This window comes from Pseudomonas sp. NY8896, assembly GCF_039634505.1.
Genome location: NZ_CP132350.1, coordinates 4825098 through 4842815, shown reverse-complemented (window position 1 = coordinate 4842815; position 17718 = coordinate 4825098). Strand labels below are relative to the sequence as shown.

Below are 17718 nucleotides of genomic sequence, written 5' to 3'. Positions count from 1 at the left end.
GTTCACAAAATATTGAGCAAAAATGTGTAAAGCTGTTTATCAGCCCGCAAGCCTCTATACTGCCGCCTTGATAGCAGCGCGCCTGTCGCGCTTGCGGCCGAGAAATTCGATGGAGAAACATCTATGCGTAGGATCGGTGCCAGTGTGATCGAACGAGTCACCCAGGCCTGTGTCTGCGCCAGCATGCTGCTGGCGCCCGTGGCAGCTACCCAGGCCGCCACCGAGGAAGATCCCTGGGAAGCGGTCAACCGCCCGATCTTTCGCTTCAACGATACGGTCGACACTTATGCCCTCAAGCCATTGGCCAAGGGCTACCAGGCTGTCACCCCGCAGTTTCTTGAAGATGGCATTCACAACATCTTCCGCAACCTGGGCGACGTGACCAACCTGGCCAACAACCTGCTGCAGCTCAAGCCCCACGCGGCGGGCGTGGATACTGCGCGGTTGATCGTCAACACCACCTTTGGCCTGGGTGGCTTCTTCGATGTGGGTACCAAGATGGGCCTGCAGCGCAGCGACGAAGACTTCGGCCAGACACTGGGCTACTGGGGCGTGCCAAGCGGCCCGTACGTGGTCATTCCGCTGCTGGGCCCAAGCACCGTGCGTGACGGTGTGGCCAAGTACCCGGACACCTACACCGAACCCTACCGCTACATCGACCACGTGCCGACGCGCAACTCGATCTTCGCCCTGGACGTGATCGACACCCGCGCCAGCCTGCTCTCGGCCGAGAAGCTGATTCAGGGTGACAAGTACATCTTCATTCGCAATGCTTACCTGCAGAACCGCGAGTTCAAGGTCAAGGATGGCGAGGTCGAAGACGACTTCTAATCGGTGAGCTTGGGGCCGCTGTGCGGCTCCAGGTTCAATGCATGGCCAGAATCCGCAACCCGAACTTTTGTTGCCCGCCCGGCTGGTCGGCAATCCATACCACTTCGGTGCTGGCATGCAGCCCCTTGAGCGCCGGGTGGTCGGAGTCGATCCGTACCTCGATCCGATCCCCCACCGCAAAGCGCTGCGGCGCCTGTACCTGCATGCCGCCGCTGGACAGGTCCAGGCACACCGCCGCAATTACCAGGCCTTCGTGCACAAGGCTGACTTCGGTATCGATACGCATGCGAATGAAGTCGCGTTTCTCGCTGTGGCTGGAGGGCGTGTGGGGCATGCTGCATCCTTCCCATCGGGTTGCGCTGGTCGACTTTCTTATAACTCCCGGTGATTTGCCCTGTAAAGAGCGACAAGGTCGACCCTTGCATGCTTGAAACCCCTGGCGGATGGGAGTACCGTCTGCGCCTTACAAGGTACCTCTGACAGTTGCCGGGCAAGTGTTCTTGTCCTACAACTCAAGTAGAGTGTGACTATAAAGAATTCCCGTAGCTGGCCGTCTGCCTTGCCGACACCGCTGCACCAACCCAAATCGGCGCCGTTCGCCCACATGCAGAAAACCAGTGCAACGCTGCTGATCATCGATGACGACGACGTGGTCCGTGCGAGCCTCGCCGCCTACCTTGAAGACAGTGGCTTCAGCGTCCTCCAGGCCGGTAATGGCCAGCAGGGGCTTCAGGTCTTCGAAGAACACCAGCCCGACCTCGTGATCTGCGATCTGCGCATGCCGCAGATGGGCGGCCTCGAACTGATCCGCCAGGTCAGCGAGCGGGCGCCGCAGTTGCCGGTGATCGTGGTTTCCGGTGCCGGCGTCATGAGCGATGCGGTGGAAGCGTTGCGCCTGGGCGCCGCCGACTACCTGATCAAGCCGCTGGAAGACTTGGCCGTGCTTGAGCATTCGGTACGCCGTGCCCTCGACCGCTCGCGCCTGGTGCTGGAAAACCAGCGCTACCGCGACAAGCTCGAAGCGGCCAACCGCGAACTGGAGGCCAGCCTGCACCTGCTGCAGGAAGACCAGACCGCCGGTCGCCAGGTGCAGATGAACATGTTGCCAGAAAGCCCTTGGGTGGCCGGTGAGTTTGCGTTCGAGCACCAGATCATTCCGTCGCTGTACCTGTCGGGTGATTTTGTCGATTACTTCCGCGTGGACGAGCGGCGCATTGCCTTCTACCTCGCCGATGTTTCCGGGCATGGCGCATCGTCGGCCTTTGTCACGGTGCTTTTGAAATTCATGACCACGCGGCTCATGTTCGAGCTCAGGCGCAGCAAGATGCGCGAGTTCAAGCCGTCGGAAGTGCTCAGTCACATCAACCGCGGCCTGATCAATAGCAAGCTGGGCAAGCACGTAACCATGGTCGGTGGGGTGATCGACGAAGAGTCTGGTCTGTTGACCTACGCCGTCGGCGGCCACTTGCCGCTGCCCGTGCTGCATACCCCCGAGCACACTCGCTACCTGGAAGGCCGTGGCCTGCCGGTGGGGCTGTTCGATGAGGCCACCTACCAGGACTTGGTCGTGGAGCTGCCCCCGCAGTTCAGCCTCAGCCTGATGTCCGATGGCATTCTGGACCTTTTGCCGGGTGATACGCTCAAAGATAAAGAAGCCGCCTTGCCGGAAATCGTCAAGGCAGCAGGTGGCAGCCTGGATGGGCTGCGTCAACGATTTGGATTGGCTACGCTTGGGGAGATGCCGGATGATATCGCCCTATTGGTGTTGAGCAGGAACCTTCAATGAGTACCGGTAGAATCCAGTTCGCCGAGCAGAGCGGTACCTTCGTACTGAAATTCGTCGGTGAAGTGCGCCTGACCCTGTGTTCGGCGCTGGATGCGACGATCGAGAAGATTTTCACCGCGCTGAACTTCTCGGCGATTGTCATCGACCTGACCGAAACCGAAAGTATCGACAGCACCACCCTGGGCCTGCTGGCCAAGCTGTCGATTCTGTCGCGGCAAAAAGTGGGCCTGCTGCCGACCGTGGTCACCACCAACCCGGACATTTCCCGGCTGCTGCAGTCAATGGGCTTCGATCAGGTGTTCAACATCGTCGATCGACCGATACCGTGCCCCGAATGCCTGACTGACCTGCCGTCGCAGGACCAGAACGAAGATGTGGTGCGTTCCAAGGTGCTGGAGGCGCACAAGATTCTCATGGGCCTGAACGACTCCAACCGTGAAGCCTTCCATGACCTGGTCAATGCGCTGGAGCGCAGCTGATCTGTAGCCTGTCCTAGCCCTTTAGCGGGTATACGCACAAAAGGGCCGGTACAGGTTTTAGGGCCTTCTCTGGACTACTCTCGGCCGACAAACTCGGTCGCCTTACCCCCGCCTGCATCCAGCTGAAACACCCGCGCAGGCCGCCCCTGTTCATCGAAGAACACTTGCCCCAACCCTGCGCCGTTCCATAACCGCTCCCCAGCCTTGCTGTGGCTGGGCGTACGCGGCACCACTTCCATCTCGCGACGCTTGGTAAACCAGTTGAGCGGCGAGCGTGGCGCATACAGCCAGCGGTTGAGCCGATCGAGCACGTCCAGCAAGCGCCGGGGGAACTCGTTCTTGATCCCGCTGCTGGTCACCTGCCACAAATGCGGGCTGCGCTGGCGATGGCGGATCAGTACTTCATAGACGAACGAGTAATGCACATCTCCAGACAGCACCACGTAGTGCCCCGGTGTGCGCGAGTGGCGGAAGATGTTCAGGATGACCTGCGCCGCACCGCGGTGGGCCATCCAGTTTTCGGCATCCACCAGCAGCGGGTAGCCCAGCCAGCTGAACACCTTCTGCACCGTTTCTATCAGCTTTACACCGAAAATTGGCGCAGGCGACACGATGATTGCTGACGGGTGGTCAAGCAGCGCTTGCTGCAGTTCGCTCAGCGCCTCCCAATCGAGCAGGCCGGATGGCTTTGCCAGGTTGCTCTCGCTACGCCAGCGACGGGTGCGGGTGTCCAGTACCAGCAGTGGTGGTTCTGTGGGCAGGCTGTACTGCCAGCCCTGAAAGCGCAGCAGCTCGCCGATCAGCTCATCCTGGTTCTGGCGGGTCAATGCCTGGCATTGCTCGATCAGCGGGTTGCACCCGTCCGGGTTGTTACCCCAGGCCTGGCAGAGCAGGTAGCCGAGCAGGGCATTGCCGATGATTCTTCGCGAGAACGGGTGGCCGTAGGCGGTTTCTTCCCATTGCGCCGAGAGGTTCCAGTCGTCGGTGATGTCATGGTCGTCAAAGATCATCAGGCAGGGCAGGTGGGCCATCACCCGCGCCACCTGGCCGAGGTTGTCGGCAAATCCCTGGACCAGCGGCAGCTCCTGTTGGTAACGGGCTTGATGCTCGTCGCTGAGCCCGCTGGGCATGCCCATGTTCACCAGCTGCCAGGGTACTGGCGACCATACCAGCAGGTACATGGCCATGACTTCGGCGAAGGTCACCAGATGGTTGTCGGCGTTGCTGGACGAGAAGATCGGCTTGCGCTTGCCGCCAAAAAAGCGTTCGCGCAGGGTGTCGTTCAGTGCTTGCGCCGGTAGCAGGTCGGCGCGGTGGTAGTAGCTGGCCGGGTGCTGGTAAAGCGCCTGGCTGTCGGCCACCACTGCGCCCTCCAGCTGCTCTTCGAGCAGGCCCAGGCGCGTGATCAGGCTATGGATGGCGCGCAGCATGGGGCCGGCGACATCGTCGGCATACACCTGGTCGCCGCTCATCAGCAGCACGGCGGGGCGGTCTTCGGGCCTTGCGCAGCCCTGTAGCAGGCGGTCGGCGCAAAGCAGGCCGTCGGCCGCGGGGTGATGCGGCTTGCGGCAGGAACCGTGCAGCAAGTGGTCGAGGCGCTCGCGCAGTACCAGGTTTGGGCGCTGGGTGCCGGGGTAGAGCAGGTGCGGTGCCCAGCCCGCGATGCCCTGGCCGTTGATGATCAGGTCGTAGTCCAGCAGTTGGTTGCAGGGCAGGGGGCGGGCGAAGTGGATGTCCAGCAGATGAATGAATGCATGCTGGCCGGCCACGACCACTTGGCAATCGACCTGGGCTTCGCTGGTCGGGCAGATGAATTCGGGTTGCAGCGGTTGGGTAGCGACCAGCCAAATGGCCAGGCGCTGCGGTTCCAGGCGGCGCAGTACCGGGCCGGCGAGTACGAGGGGCAAGGAGGTAGAGGAGGTCATCGACAGCTCGGGTGGCTATACACAACTAAGGCCAGGCAAAACAAAACGGGCGGAAAATGCTGAACACTTCCCGCCCGTCGGGCAAACCAGAACTGTATCAGGCCTTTTCAGCCATCAACTTCTCCAGCTTCTCCTGGTCCCGCGCAAACTGGCGAATACCCTCGGCCAGCTTCTCGGTGCCCATGGCATCTTCATTCATCGCCCAGCGGAATTGGCTTTCGTTCAACGGCTGCTTGGCTTCACCGGCATTGCCTGGCTTCAGTACCTGCGGTAGTTCGCCCTGGTCATCGCTAAGCTGTTGCAGCAGTTCCGGGCTGATGGTCAGGCGGTCGCAGCCGGCCAGTTGCTCGATTTGGCCGATATTACGGAAGCTGGCGCCCATGACCACGGTGTTGTAGCCATTGGCCTTGTAGTAGTTGTAGATACGCGTGACCGACTGCACGCCCGGGTCCTCGGCGCCGACGTAGTCCTTGCCGGTGCTTTTTTTGTACCAGTCGTAGATACGGCCCACGAACGGCGAAATCAGAAACACCCCGGCATCGGCGCAGGCCTGGGCCTGGGCGAAGGAGAACAGCAGGGTGAGGTTGGTCTGGATGCCTTCCTTCTCCAGCTTCTCGGCGGCGCGAATGCCTTCCCAGGTGGAGGCCAGCTTGATCAGCACTCGGTCTTTTGGCACACCGGCCGCTTCGTAAAGGGCGATCAACTGGCGTGCCTTGTTCAGCAGGGCCGGCTCATCGAACGACAGGCGTGCATCAACCTCGGTGGAGATACGCCCTGGGATGACCTTGAGAATGCCCGAGCCCACGGCCACGGCAAACTTGTCGCAGGCCAGGTCGACATCACCCTTGGCGTCGGCCTTCACTTGCTTGAGCAGATCGGCATAGCCCGGGATGGCAGCGGCCTTGAGCAGCAAAGACGGGTTGGTGGTGGCATCGACCGGCTTCAGGCGGGTGATGGCGTCCAGGTCCCCGGTGTCGGCGACCACGGTGGTGAACTGCTTGAGTTGTTCCAGCTTGGAGGTCATGGGCGTGCTCTGTCCTGTGCATTTACTCGACATTACCCGAGCCCCGACAGCCGCTCAAGGGCCTCGGAGCCCTGCGGGCCAGCTGCGGGAGCGGGCTTGCCCGCGAAGGGCTGTACGAAGGGTGAAGTTTCGAGTCGCAAGCAAGCCTGAGGTTCCCTCGCCCTTGGGGTCACCGCCCTTGCAACAACTCCATCGCCTGATCAAATACCGCCAGCGGCTCTGCCGCCTTGTGGATGTCCGCCGACAGTAGTTGGCGGAAACGCCGCGCGCCTTTGAACCCTTGGGCCAGCCCCAGAATATGCCGGGTAACGTGGTGCATCGCGCCACCGCTTTCCATGTGCGCCACGATATAAGGCCGCAACTGCGCCAACGCCTCGCTACGGCTGACCACCGGCGCATCGCTGGCAAACAGCTGCTGGTCCACTTCGGCCAGCAGATAAGGGTTGTGATACGCCTCACGCCCCAGCATTACGCCATCGAAGGTTTCAAGGTGCTTCTGGCATTCGTCCAGGGTCTTGATCCCGCCGTTGAGCACGATCTCCAGGTCCGGGAAGTCCGCCTTCAACTGCGCGGCCACGTCATAGCGCAGGGGTGGAATTTCGCGGTTTTCCTTCGGCGACAGCCCCTCCAGAATGGCGATACGCGCATGCACGGTGAAGCTCCGGCAGCCGGCCTCGCGCACCTGGCCGACGAAGTCGCACAGCTCGGCGTAGCTGTCGCGGCCATTGATGCCAATGCGGTGCTTCACCGTCACCGGGGTCGACACCGCATCACGCATGGCTTTCACGCAGTCGGCCACCAGCGCCGGGTGAGCCATCAGGCAGGCGCCGATCATGTTGTTCTGCACCCGGTCGCTCGGGCAGCCGACGTTCAGGTTGACCTCGTCGTAGCCAGCGTCTTCGGCCAGGCGCGCACAAGCGGCCAGGTCGGCCGGCACACTGCCGCCCAGTTGAAGGGCCAGCGGGTGCTCGGAGGCATCGTGACGCAGGAAACGCTGGGCGTCGTTGTGCAACAGGGCGCCGGTGGTGACCATTTCGGTGTAGAGCAGGGTTTGCTTGGAGAGCAGGCGCAGGAAGAACCGGCAGTGGCGGTCTGTCCAGTCCATCATCGGTGCAACGCTGAAGCGGCGTGACGGCTCAGGGCGCGTGGTTTGTTGGTTTGAAGCTAACTCTAGGGCCATTCTGGTCTACGCATACTTGTGCCATTTTTCGGGTTTTTGAGGCGTTTCTGGTGTGGCAGTGGTACGGCGTACCACCGCTAGCCACGCTTGTACCACTGAAAACCATGGCAACGATCAGAGCAAGGGAAAAGGCCGATGGAACGGTCAGCTATACCGTCCAGCTCCGCCTCAAGAAAAAGGGTGTCCTAGTTTACCAAGAGTCCCAGACGTTCGCCTGTAAACACGCTGCGCAGGCCCGAGCGAAGCGGCAGACGTTCTCAAAACCCTCGATTTAGGGTGACTGACCTCCTCAGGGCGTGAAGCGGTCATTCTATGCTTTCAGGTAGTAAGCCCTGATTGAGCAGCGGATGAAGAGGGCGCGGTAGCTCCGAGGTTGGACACGCGATGCCACACACGCGTCAACGCTTATGTTAACTGTCGACCTCATACACCCTCTTAAGCACTTATCCGTCTGCATGGCATAAAGCGTCTGCGATAGCGCAAGCGCTTTTATTGGATCAACTCGAATGGCGGGGCTTAATTGCCGCCGAAAACCTCAGAGACAGACGAGAGCGGATAGTGCGTTGGGTACGGGAGCGTTGCGACACCCGACTCGATCGCAGCACGTGCCACCGCATCGGATACGGCGCTGATCAGGCGAGCGTCCAGCGGCTTCGGAATGATGTACTCACGACCGAACTCCAGGCCTTCGACACCGTAGGCTTCGCACACTTCCTTAGGCACTGGCAGCTTGGCCAGGTCTTTCAGGGCGATAGCAGCGGCGATCTTCATTTCTTCGTTGATGCGCTTGGCGCGAACGTCCAGGGCACCACGGAAGATGAACGGGAAGCCCAGTACGTTGTTGACCTGGTTCGGGTAGTCGGAACGACCGGTAGCCATGATCACGTCGCTGCGAGTGGCGTGCGCCAGCTCTGGCGAGATTTCCGGGTCCGGGTTCGAGCAGGCGAACACGATCGGGTTGGCCGCCATCGACTTCAGGCCTTCCGGGCTCAGCAGGTTCGGGCCGGACAGGCCTACGAACACGTCGGCACCGTCAAGGGCGTCAGCCAGGGTGCGCTTGTCGGTAGCGTGGGCGAACTGCACCTTGTACTGGTTCAGGTCGTCACGGCCAGCGTGGATCACGCCGCTGCGGTCGACCATGAGGATACTGCTAGCGCCCGCGCCCATGCTTATAAGCAGCTTCATGCAAGAGATGGCTGCAGCGCCAGCCCCCAGGCAGACGATCTTGGCGTCTTCCAGCTTCTTGCCGGCGATTTCCAGGGCGTTGATCATGCCGGCGGCGGTAACGATGGCGGTACCGTGCTGGTCATCGTGGAACACCGGGATGTCGCACTGCTCGATCAAGGTGCGCTCGATTTCGAAGCACTCAGGGGCCTTGATGTCTTCAAGGTTGATGCCACCAAAGGTGATCGAAATGCGGCGAACGGTGTCGATGAACGCTTGTGGGCTTTCCGACTCGACTTCGATGTCGAACACATCGATACCGGCGAAACGCTTGAACAGAACACCCTTGCCTTCCATGACCGGCTTGGAAGCCAGTGGGCCGAGGTCACCCAGACCGAGGATGGCGGTGCCATCGGAAATCACCGCGACCAGATTGCCCTTGCCGGTGTACCTGTAGGCCAACTCAGCATCACGAGCAATTTCACGTACTGGCTCTGCAACACCTGGGCTGTAGGCCAAAGATAGGTCCCGGGCGGTGGCGGTAGGCTTCGAAAGCTCTACGCTGAGTTTTCCTGGTCGTGGCTGGGCGTGGTATTCGAGAGCGTCGTTTTTGAGACTCATTGCAGCATCCTAAAAGGGTCTGGCCCCGAGCATTCGGCTGCGCAGACTGGTTTTATTTTTATCAGGAGTTGCCGCGCAAGGACGCTACAGGTGTGCGTGGCACCCGTGTCACCCTCACGCGGCAAACGAGGTGCTTAGAAGATTCGGTCGCTTTTCGCGTAGTGTTCAACTACGTCGATCAACGCTTGGTGAACAACGCTGTGGTCTTGGGTGACCAAGGCCGTGTCCAGCTGGTTCATATACTCCAGCAGCTGGCGGTGGTTTCGTCTGGCGAAGTCAGCCTCTAGCGCTTGGTCTTCATAGATGAGCACGTATGTGCGGCAGAAACCGGCAATCAAGAACGCTGCACAGGATTGGAATGGCTCATTTTGGATGATGGCTTCGCAATGAGCGTTGGCGTGTTTGAACGAGTCGGTACCTGGGAGAGCGGCGGCGAATCGTTGCACCATTTCTGAAAAGTTCATGCTTACCTAAACCTCTTGTTGCTGCACTAAGCACGGTCAGCGCGGGGAGTGAAAGAAAGCCGCTGGCCACGTACCGAACTGTCTACCGCTGTCCCGTCCCACACACGCTCGCCATTTACAAAAGTGGCGACGATGCTCGAAGAAAATGCGGTGTCATCGAAAGGCGTCCAGCCGCACTTGGAAAGCACCTGATCATTGGTTACGTAGTGCGGACGCTGAGGGTCAACAAGAACCAGGTCCGCAGCGTAGCCTTCACGAAGGTAGCCGCGGCGGCTTACGCGGAACAGCTCAGCCGGCGCATGGCTCACGACTTCAACCAGTCGTTCGAGCGTCAGCGCTCCTTGGAATACACGCTCCAGAGCGGTTTGAAGTGCATATTGGACAAGCGGGATACCTGATGGCGCTTGGCTGTAGTTGCCTTGCTTCTCTTCAAGCAGGTGCGGCGCGTGGTCAGTCGCCAATACGTCGAGGCGGCCTTCAGCTAGCGCCCTCACGATGGCATCCCGGTCACGGGCAGTCTTGATGGCCGGGTTGCACTTGATCAAGAAACCGAGACGGTCATAGTCGTGCTCGGTGAAGTGCAGGAAATGCACACAGGTCTCAGCGGTAATGCGCTTGCCTGCGATTGGCCCTGGTTCAAACAGCTCAAGCTCTTCTGCGGTGGAGATGTGCAGCACGTGGAGCCGAGTACCGTGCTTGCGCGCCAACTCAATGGCCAGCCGAGTAGATTTGATGCATGCCTCGCGCGAACGAATCAGCGGGTGCTCTCGGGCTGGAATGTCGTCGCCGAAGCGTGCTTTGGCTTTTTCCAGTTCCGCGTTGATCATCGGGGTATCTTCACAGTGCGTGATGATCGGCACCGGGGACACACGGAAGATCTCGTTCAACACGTCTGGGTTGTCGACCAGCATGTTACCGGTCGAGGCACCCATGAATACCTTCAGGCCGGGTGTGCTGGCCGGGTCGATGTCACGAATTGCGTCCAGGTTGTCGTTGCTTGCCCCCATGTAGAAGGCGTAGTTGACAACACTCGAGCCAGCCGCAATATCGTACTTCGCTTCCAAGGTTGCACGATCCAGCGCGGCTGGCTTGGTGTTCGGCATTTCCATGAAGCTGGTGATACCACCCGCTGCACAGGCGCGAGACTCACTGGCGATGTCAGCCTTGTGGGTCAAGCCAGGCTCCCGGAAGTGCACTTGATCATCAATCATTCCCGGTAACAACCACAGCCCAGTAGCGTCGATCAGTTCCTCTCCGGGCAGCTGTTCTAGGGCTTCGCCGATGGTATCGATGCGACCATTTCGCACTCGAAGATCACCGACCCAACGAAGTCCTTCATTGACCAGGGTTGCATTACGGATCAGCCAAGCGTTATCTCGAACGGTCATGGTTTCAGCTCCAATGTTGAGTGATACAGCACCTCTGTCGCTGCCAGGAAGTCGTCCAACCCCATCGCCTCGTGAGGGTTGTGGGACCCATGCTGGTTTCGGATGAAGATCATTGCGCTAGGGATGCCGACGTTTGCGAAAACCGCTGCGTCGTGGCCAGCACCACTAGGCGTGAGAACGCCTTTCCAACCCTTATCACGGGCTTGTCGAACGAAAACGTCCGTCCAGGGACCATGCATGGCGGCGGGGGCGGTATCGATCCGCTTGTCGAACTCGAATCGAACCTGGCGAGACGTCTCGATTGATTTGGCCTCGGCCAGCGCAGCCGAGTAAAACGCCTTGAGCGTGTCATGATGCAGGCTGCGCATTTCGAGGCTGAAGCTGACTTCGCCTGGGATACGCGAGACAGCGTGGTGGGCAGCATTTGTACCCAAGGTACCAACGGTAACCACCAGGTCGCGCTCCGCCGCGACGTATTCACTCCACAGCTCGTCAATTCGAGCAACGAGCTCACTCACGGCAAATACGGCGTCGTGGCGGTCTTCGCGCGCGACGGCCCCCGAGTGGCCGTCTTCACCTAGGCAACGGACTTGGTTATGACGGAAATTTCCGCGAATGCCGGGAACGATGCCCAGAGCTTGCCCCATACGTTCCAACGACTCGGCTTGCTCAATGTGGATTTCAAGGTAGCCGGCAAATTGCGAGCGATCGATAAGCCACTCTTGGCGACGAATTGCCTCAAGGTCTGCGCCCACCGCCTCCATGGCTTCAGCAAGCGTGCGCTTGCTAAAGCGGTTGGTAAGGCAAAGGTCCTGATCAGTCAGCCCACCAAACAGCGCTCGTGATCCGATGTACGACTTGCCGTACCAGGCGCTTTCCTCGCCTCGCAAGCCGATTACACGAATGGGTCGCGCCGTCTCTACTTTTTCCTGGTCCATTCGGCACAGGCAAAGCAGACCCGCCACAACGCCGGCCAGCCCATCGTAATTACCACCTTGCGGGACGGAATCAAGGTGCGAGCCATACCACAAAGCAGGCTCACCATTGTCGCTCTTGCGTTTGAAGATCACGTTGCCAGCGCGGTCAGGCACCACATCAAGACCATGCGTCAAAGCGAAATCGCTCAGGTAAGCGATGGTGTCGTTTTCGCCCGGGCCGTAGCTTTCACGAGTGATGCCTTCGTGGGGATCACGAGACAGTGATGCGACATCGTTGAACAGCTTTTCGGCCTGCTCACGCCATTGGGCAGTCATGGCAGGGCTCCGAAGGGTTCTGCAGGCGAGTCATCCAGAGCCCCGATCAGCGAACTAATAGAAGAAACACCTTTACGCTCACAGAAGGCCGCCAACTCACCCACCATCGTGTTCATGGTCTTGGGGTGAAGGAAGGTGGCCGTACCCACCTGAACAGCCGATGCACCGGCATAGATGAACTCCAGGGCATCATCGGCCGTGGAAATACCACCGCAACCAATGATTGGGATTTCCAGAGCCTGGGCGCACTGATAGGTCAGACGCACCATCAGCGGTCGAATAGCGGCACCTGAGATACCACCCATGAAATTCCCGAGCCTTGCACGACCACGCTCGATGTCGATGGAGAGCCCGAGCAGCGTGTTACCGACCACTACGGCATCAGCACCGGAGTCTTGCGCAGCCAGGGCAACCGGTACGACTTCACCAGCATTAGGGGTCAGTTTGACCCACAGGGGGAGGGAGGTGGCCTGCCGCATCAGTGCGACAACATTACGTGTACTTTCGGCCTGCATGCCAAACGACTGGCCGTGGGCTTCCAGGTTGGGGCAGGAAATGTTGGCTTCGATACCCGCCACACCCGGCACGTCACTCAGCCGGGCAGCCAGCTCGGCGAAGCCTTGAGCCGTTGGCGCCGAGATGCTCACGATCAGCGGTGAATCGAAATTCCGGTAGAAGGGAACGACCTTGTCGATGAACAGATCTGCACCCTTACTTGGGATACCGATCGCGTTCATCATCCCGTCCGCCAGCTCACAAACGCGTGGCATCGGGTTTCCGGTTCGCTTATCCGAAGTGATGGTCTTGGTGACCAAGGCGCCAAGCTGGTTGAAATCCAGCAGGTGGATCAGCTCCTCTGCGAAGGTACCCGAGGCTGGCATTACCGGGTTTTTCAGGCGCAGTCCGCCCACTTGTACGCTGAGATCGATCATCACACCACCTCCGCCAGGTCAAATACAGGGCCTTCAAGGCATACCCGCTTACCCACCCTGAGCCCGTCGACTTCGAATACTTCGACGCAGCACTGGCACATCCCTAGGCCACACACCATTTGCTGCTCAAGTGCCACTTGGCCTACCAGGCCAAGCTCTGCGCTGAGCTTTTTCAGCAGACGGGTCAGCCGCTTCGAGCCGCAGGTAAAGAGCGCGCTGGTCTTTTCACGAGCGATGATTTGTCTGAGCAGGTGCTCCAGTTGGTCTGGTGCACTGCTGCCGTCTTCGTCCAGGACTACCTGTACGTCGGCGCCGAGCGAGGCGAATCGCTCACGTGAAAGCAGGCTTTTTTCGCTGCGGGCACTCAGCACGGCGGTCAGTCGGATACCCAGCTGATGCGCAGCTTCCGCCAGTGGTGCGAGCGTTGCCAAGCCGACACCGCGAGCCACGATGATCATGTGATCCCAGGAAGAGTCCAGGTCAAATCCCTTACCCAGTGGGCCCAGAATCTCCAACGTTTGCGCTTCGCGGAGTGTTTCCAGGCCGTAGGTGCCTTTGCCGGTCACCTTGTACAAGAATTCGACCTGACCCTTGCTGGGGTCGGCCTTGTAGGTGCTCATTGGCCGGCGGAAGTACGGTTTGTTGTCGCCTTCGTTTGGGCACAGCAGGTTGAAGAACTGCCCCGGCAGCGACTGGCATGCAGCACCGTCGGCTTGAAGCACTAGGCGCTTGTACTCATCGTTGACCCATTCGTTGGAGATGACGACCGCCAACGTGTCGTTAGGGGGGGTGATGGCAGTGGCCTGGCAGCAACCGGAAATCACGTTCATTGTGGGTGGCCTCGCATTTGTCTAATTTTTTATACAGCATGGTCAATAGAAATTGCCGCCTCAGTGTTGAGGCGGCGGGTAACTCGGTGTTTCAGGGATTGCGTGAGTTGAATCTACCGCAGTCGATTTATTCTGTCTAATTTTTGATACGAATCAGGCGAGGCAGGCTGATAGCCGGCTTCGATGATTAAGCCGGCTGAGCCTTTTTCAGCTGTTCACTCTGACAGGCAGGAAGCAGAAAGACCGTAGCGGCCATCGCCACGACGTAAAGCGACGAGAGCAACATGATCGCGGCAGTGAAGGAGTAATGAAGTGCTACCGCCCCCACAACTAATGGACCGAACCCGCCCGCAGCACGGCCAATGTTGAACAGCACGTTCTGGGCCGTGGCGCGTATCTGCGCCGGGTAGAGATCAGAGATCAACGCCCCATAACCGCCGATCATACCGTTCACAAAAATCCCCATGATCGCGCCGGCGAACAGCATGACGGTCGGGTTATCAAGGTTGGCATAAGCAATGACCATGATCGCTGCGCCTGCTTGGTAGAGCAGGAACATCTTCTTGCGGCCAAAGCGATCCGCCAGTTGGCCGAACAGCCAAATCCCGAATGCCATGCCCAGCACAGTGACTGCAGTCCAAGTACCAGATGCCATGAGCGAAAAGCCGAATTTCTTGGACAAGTAGCTGGGCATCCAGATCATCAGGCCGTAGTACCCAAAGTTCTGCACAGAAGTCAGGACCATCACCCCAACACTGGCCTTGGTGGTCTGCCGGTCTTTGAAAAGGTCAGTGAATCGCCGAGCAAACGGAACAGGATCAGCTGCAGCCTTCACGAACTCAGCCGGCTCACTCATCGTGTGACGGACAATCAAAGAAACGAAAGCAGGCAGCAAGCCGACCAGGAACATGCCACGCCAGCCGATGTAAGGCAGAAGCAATGGTGTGAGAAGAGCCGCCGCAAGAACACCGGCTTGCCATCCCATGCCCACATAAGAGGAGGCTCGGTTGCGCCGGTGTGCCGGCCAGGTCTCGGCGATCAGCGCCATGCCGATACCGAACTCACCACCCAAACCGAAACCGGCGAGGGTCCTGTAGATCAACAGATCCCAATAGCCCTGAGCGATTGCGCAGAGACCAGTGAAGATGGAGAAGGTCAGGATGCACAGGGTCAGCATTCGAACCCGGCCATAGCGATCGCTCAATTGGCCAAATATCAGCCCGCCTGCCACAGCTCCCAATAACGTCCAAGTCACCAGCGAGCCGGCCTCCGATGATGTCAGCGCAAGGCCGATCGTAATCGCAGGCAGCATAAACCCGAGAATCAGTAAGTCGAAGCCGTCCATTGCATAACCCGTCACACTGGCTATCAAAGCCTTGCGCGGTGACGCATCCTTTTTTTGAACCATGTCGGACGAAGCCATCATGCTTTACCTCTTGTTTTTGTATAGTTTTTTAGACGACCTGACAGAGGGACTCGCCAGACCCGCCACCTGCTGGCACCTCAAGGGCTGACCACAGGTTACTGCTAGCGCCGGATTTTGTCTAAATATTTAGATTTCACAAAAAGCCCGAAACAGCGAATGCACTAAAGGTGCCATTCGAGGTTGATGGAAAGTGCATCGACATCAATCCCATCGCCCGTGCGGTTGCCGAATTTGTTCCGCCAATACTCGTATCCGGGCCCAACCCAGAACACGTTCTTCTTGGCCCCGACGAGCTGACCTGCGTCGACCATCAAGGAGGTACGCATCAGTTGCTCATCTGCGGTGGGGTTGTTGCGGTAGTCATCACCCTTTTCAGTGTTGTAGCTGTAGAAGCCCTGGAATTTCATCGGCACACTGCCAACCGTGAACGGGACACCCCATGTCAGGTTCAGTTGGTAGAAGGGGTCGAACAGCATCGATGAGTGGTTCCCGGGTAGGTCACAGCTGTCTAGGCCGCAGTGGTTCCATTCCCGTGCGTAATACAGGCTCAGGTCGAGAAAACCCGCCGGCAGCGCAAATTTGAGGGTTGGACCGATCACCACCATTCGCTTGCGTGACTGGAATGCGTTGTTCTTTGTATTCCAGTCAAAACCCAGGGTCAGCGCGACATCCTTGACCGGGCCGAAGGCCAGGGGCTTATCGAAAATCCGGCCGTACTGCAGTTGATTGCGATAAGTCAGGTAGATTTCGGTGGCGCCACTGTCGCTCTCCTTTTTGGGGTCATTGTGATCTGACTTGAACACATCAAGGTTCGCAAATTGCTGGCCCAGCGCGTAGGTGCTGACATGGGTGAGCTGGACGATGTGCTTAGCCACGTCTTTCTTTTTGCCTGGGTCGGAGAAATGACTGCTGTAGCGATATCCAATGAAGGTATCGCTGAACGCTGGGGGTTGAGCTGCCATGACAGCTGGGGTCAAAAAAAGGGCGAGTACGGGCGCGCCGATTCTGGTCTTCATTACCGAAGCTCCAATCAGAGTGTTGTTATTACGCGTTGGGCAGGAAAAAACTGCCTAGCTGTCAGGTCCTAGGACCAAAGCCAAGCAAGCAGGCAAGGAAGTGCTACAAAACGGTGCGGAGTGTGTGCTGAGATACCTAGCCGCGGGTCGGCGCGAGGGGAGTTGAGTAGACATGAGCCGGCCTTTTTTTGTATTTTTTAGACGAACAACTTCACCTGTCTAAATATTGATACACTTGCAGCATGACTTCGTCAAGCCGATCTGGTCGGACACGCGCACTCATCCAATAATGATAAGGATTCTCATTGAACCAGATTGATTACCAAGCAATCGGCGAACGTCTCAGGGCTTTTCGAATTGGCCGTCAGCTGAATGCCGATCAGGTTGCAGAAAAGCTCGGCATCTCGCGTGCTGCGGTTTATCGCCTCGAACTCGGCAAAATCGTAAAGCTCGAAACGCTGGAGCGGTTGGCGGAGCTGTTGAAGGTCTCGCTGACCAGCCTGCTGGGTTCAGACACGGAGTACTTCGACAATGCGCTGGGTTACTTCGAGCGCATGAGGCAGCTGGAAGCGAGGTCCAGCAGCATCATCTCCTACTTCGATCCGTTCTCTTATCTCCTGACAACGCCTGAGTACTCTGAGCTGTTCAAAACGATGCTCTACGAGGCCAGGCCTCGGGTTTTCAGCGGTGCTCAAGAAGCGATGGAAGACCAGATACTGAGTATCCTGGACGAGCGGAAATCCACCTTCTTCCGCCAAAAATTCGAGGTCAAGTCCATCGTCGGTCTGCGCCAGATCGAGCGCTATTTGCACATTGGCCTAGTAGGTCGTTTGGACTTACCGCCCAGTGTTCGTATGGAGCGGGCTTTGCTCGCCCGCCGAGAGATCGAAAACCTGATCAGCATCGTGGAATCGAACAGCGATCATCCGAACATCTATCTGATCGACGAAGCGCTCCCAAGCGCCACCTTCCAGATCTTCGAACAGAAAAACACAAGCTACGTAGCAGTCAGCCCGTACCGACTGGGCGAATTGCCCAATCTGCATGTAGGCATTGCTAGCGTGACGTCATCGGCCCAGGCGGTAGACATGTACAAAGCCATGTCTACCGACTTGTTGAGCCGAGCATATTCAGGCCGAGACGCTATGAGGAAGCTCCAGCAGCTGCTAGCAAAGTTGTAACTAGACGTGCGTTGCCCTGGCTTTCCTGGACACTTTTAAGCGACTGATTTTGGTCGTTAGCCAAGCTCGGCAAACGGCCACCTCAACGCCCAGAGGAAGTCAGTCGAGCTAAATCGAGGCTTCTGGGGCACGTATCTGATACCCGGCTCGGTTGCCCGGCGCCGGGTGGATTTGGGGAACGGGCATAGCCCACCAACTTGGCCCAAACATACGTCCGG

16 protein-coding genes and 1 pseudogene are annotated in these 17718 nt (G+C 58.7%); 5 read left to right on the top strand and 12 right to left on the bottom strand.

The features are described from left to right. Positions 1-123: 123 nt before the first annotated feature. Positions 124-831, top strand: a complete 708-nt coding sequence (locus Q9451_RS21760) for a VacJ family lipoprotein (protein ID WP_012271369.1) — start codon at positions 124-126, stop codon at positions 829-831. Positions 832-865: 34 nt separating this feature from the next. Here Q9451_RS21760 and Q9451_RS21755 read toward each other — a convergent pair whose 3' ends face one another. Next, positions 866-1165, bottom strand: a complete 300-nt coding sequence (locus Q9451_RS21755; protein WP_012271370.1) for a PilZ domain-containing protein — start codon at positions 1163-1165, stop codon at positions 866-868. Positions 1166-1435: 270 nt separating this feature from the next. Here Q9451_RS21755 and rssB point away from each other — a divergent pair, with 270 nt between their 5' ends. Both rssB and rssC read left to right on the top strand, forming a co-directional pair. Then, complete coding sequence (gene rssB, locus Q9451_RS21750; protein ID WP_012271371.1) at positions 1436-2617, top strand: two-component system response regulator RssB; 1182 nt, start codon at positions 1436-1438, stop codon at positions 2615-2617. Further along, a complete protein-coding gene (rssC, locus tag Q9451_RS21745) occupies positions 2614-3096 on the top strand; it encodes an anti-sigma factor antagonist RssC (protein ID WP_009686305.1) in 483 nt (160 codons plus the stop codon). Before rssB ends, rssC begins: the two co-directional genes overlap by 4 nt. Positions 3097-3170: 74 nt before the next feature. On the opposite strand, the gene Q9451_RS21740 is transcribed toward rssC, so the two are convergent. The 3 genes from Q9451_RS21740 to dusA form a co-directional block, all read right to left on the bottom strand. After that, a complete protein-coding gene (locus Q9451_RS21740; protein WP_012271372.1) occupies positions 3171-5021 on the bottom strand; it encodes an alkaline phosphatase D family protein in 1851 nt (616 codons plus the stop codon). 97 nt (positions 5022-5118) lie between these two features. Beyond that, a complete protein-coding gene (tal, locus tag Q9451_RS21735; protein WP_012271373.1) occupies positions 5119-6045 on the bottom strand; it encodes a transaldolase in 927 nt (308 codons plus the stop codon). Positions 6046-6214: 169 nt separating this feature from the next. Next, the gene (gene dusA / locus Q9451_RS21730) at positions 6215-7225 is read right to left on the bottom strand and encodes a tRNA dihydrouridine(20/20a) synthase DusA (protein WP_071984315.1); all 1011 of its coding nucleotides are present in this window, start codon (positions 7223-7225) and stop codon (positions 6215-6217) included. A 104-nt stretch (positions 7226-7329) separates the two neighbouring features. On the opposite strand from dusA, the pseudogene Q9451_RS21725 reads away from it, so the two are divergent. Further along, positions 7330-7476 (top strand): annotated as a pseudogene (locus Q9451_RS21725) (site-specific integrase); the annotation flags it as partial. Between the two features lie 265 nt (positions 7477-7741). On the opposite strand, the gene Q9451_RS21720 reads toward Q9451_RS21725, so the two are convergent. The 8 genes from Q9451_RS21720 to Q9451_RS21685 form a co-directional block, all read right to left on the bottom strand. After that, positions 7742-9010: a malic enzyme-like NAD(P)-binding protein gene (locus Q9451_RS21720; protein WP_012271427.1), complete on the bottom strand. Its 1269-nt coding sequence runs from the start codon at positions 9008-9010 to the stop codon at positions 7742-7744. A gap of 134 nt (positions 9011-9144) precedes the next feature. Further along, a complete protein-coding gene (locus Q9451_RS21715) occupies positions 9145-9474 on the bottom strand; it encodes a hypothetical protein (protein WP_012271428.1) in 330 nt (109 codons plus the stop codon). 26 nt (positions 9475-9500) lie between these two features. Continuing rightward, positions 9501-10862 carry a dihydroorotase gene (locus Q9451_RS21710; protein ID WP_012271429.1) on the bottom strand — a complete coding sequence of 454 codons (1362 nt, stop codon included), beginning with the start codon at positions 10860-10862 and terminating at the stop codon, positions 9501-9503. Further along, complete coding sequence (locus Q9451_RS21705) at positions 10859-12115, bottom strand: Zn-dependent hydrolase (RefSeq protein ID WP_012271430.1); 1257 nt, start codon at positions 12113-12115, stop codon at positions 10859-10861. Before Q9451_RS21705 ends, Q9451_RS21710 begins: the two co-directional genes overlap by 4 nt. After that, positions 12112-13047, bottom strand: a complete 936-nt coding sequence (locus tag Q9451_RS21700) for a dihydroorotate dehydrogenase (RefSeq protein WP_012271431.1) — start codon at positions 13045-13047, stop codon at positions 12112-12114. Before Q9451_RS21700 ends, Q9451_RS21705 begins: the two co-directional genes overlap by 4 nt. Continuing rightward, positions 13047-13877, bottom strand: a complete 831-nt coding sequence (locus tag Q9451_RS21695) for a dihydroorotate dehydrogenase electron transfer subunit (RefSeq protein WP_012271432.1) — start codon at positions 13875-13877, stop codon at positions 13047-13049. The genes Q9451_RS21700 and Q9451_RS21695 overlap by 1 nt, the downstream gene beginning before the upstream one ends. Positions 13878-14064: 187 nt before the next feature. Then, the gene (locus tag Q9451_RS21690) at positions 14065-15303 is read right to left on the bottom strand and encodes an MFS transporter (RefSeq protein ID WP_012271433.1); all 1239 of its coding nucleotides are present in this window, start codon (positions 15301-15303) and stop codon (positions 14065-14067) included. Positions 15304-15464: 161 nt separating this feature from the next. Beyond that, positions 15465-16319: a hypothetical protein gene (locus tag Q9451_RS21685; RefSeq protein WP_012271434.1), complete on the bottom strand. Its 855-nt coding sequence runs from the start codon at positions 16317-16319 to the stop codon at positions 15465-15467. 305 nt (positions 16320-16624) lie between these two features. Between Q9451_RS21685 and Q9451_RS21680 the strand changes: the two genes are divergently transcribed. Further along, positions 16625-17500, top strand: coding sequence for a helix-turn-helix transcriptional regulator (locus tag Q9451_RS21680; protein ID WP_012271435.1), 876 nt, complete (start codon positions 16625-16627; stop codon positions 17498-17500). Positions 17501-17718: the final 218 nt, after the last annotated feature.

Excerpts from the sequence above, each read along its gene's own strand:
- tal (WP_012271373.1), bottom strand. The coding sequence starts at position 6,045 with ATGACCTCCAAGCTGGAACAACTCAAGCAGTTCACCACCGTGGTCGCC.
- Q9451_RS21755 (WP_012271370.1), bottom strand. The coding sequence starts at position 1,165 with ATGCCCCACACGCCCTCCAGCCACAGCGAGAAACGCGACTTCATTCGC.
- Q9451_RS21715 (WP_012271428.1), bottom strand. The coding sequence starts at position 9,474 with ATGAACTTTTCAGAAATGGTGCAACGATTCGCCGCCGCTCTCCCAGGT.
- Q9451_RS21690 (WP_012271433.1), bottom strand. The coding sequence starts at position 15,303 with ATGATGGCTTCGTCCGACATGGTTCAAAAAAAGGATGCGTCACCGCGC.
- Q9451_RS21695 (WP_012271432.1), bottom strand. The coding sequence starts at position 13,877 with ATGAACGTGATTTCCGGTTGCTGCCAGGCCACTGCCATCACCCCCCCT.
- Q9451_RS21710 (WP_012271429.1), bottom strand. The coding sequence starts at position 10,862 with ATGACCGTTCGAGATAACGCTTGGCTGATCCGTAATGCAACCCTGGTC.
- rssB (WP_012271371.1), top strand. The coding sequence starts at position 1,436 with ATGCAGAAAACCAGTGCAACGCTGCTGATCATCGATGACGACGACGTG.
- Q9451_RS21705 (WP_012271430.1), bottom strand. The coding sequence starts at position 12,115 with ATGACTGCCCAATGGCGTGAGCAGGCCGAAAAGCTGTTCAACGATGTC.
- Q9451_RS21740 (WP_012271372.1), bottom strand. The coding sequence starts at position 5,021 with ATGACCTCCTCTACCTCCTTGCCCCTCGTACTCGCCGGCCCGGTACTG.
- Q9451_RS21720 (WP_012271427.1), bottom strand. The coding sequence starts at position 9,010 with ATGAGTCTCAAAAACGACGCTCTCGAATACCACGCCCAGCCACGACCA.
- dusA (WP_071984315.1), bottom strand. The coding sequence starts at position 7,225 with ATGGCCCTAGAGTTAGCTTCAAACCAACAAACCACGCGCCCTGAGCCG.
- Q9451_RS21760 (WP_012271369.1), top strand. The coding sequence starts at position 124 with ATGCGTAGGATCGGTGCCAGTGTGATCGAACGAGTCACCCAGGCCTGT.
- rssC (WP_009686305.1), top strand. The coding sequence starts at position 2,614 with ATGAGTACCGGTAGAATCCAGTTCGCCGAGCAGAGCGGTACCTTCGTA.
- Q9451_RS21700 (WP_012271431.1), bottom strand. The coding sequence starts at position 13,047 with ATGATCGATCTCAGCGTACAAGTGGGCGGACTGCGCCTGAAAAACCCG.
- Q9451_RS21685 (WP_012271434.1), bottom strand. The coding sequence starts at position 16,319 with ATGAAGACCAGAATCGGCGCGCCCGTACTCGCCCTTTTTTTGACCCCA.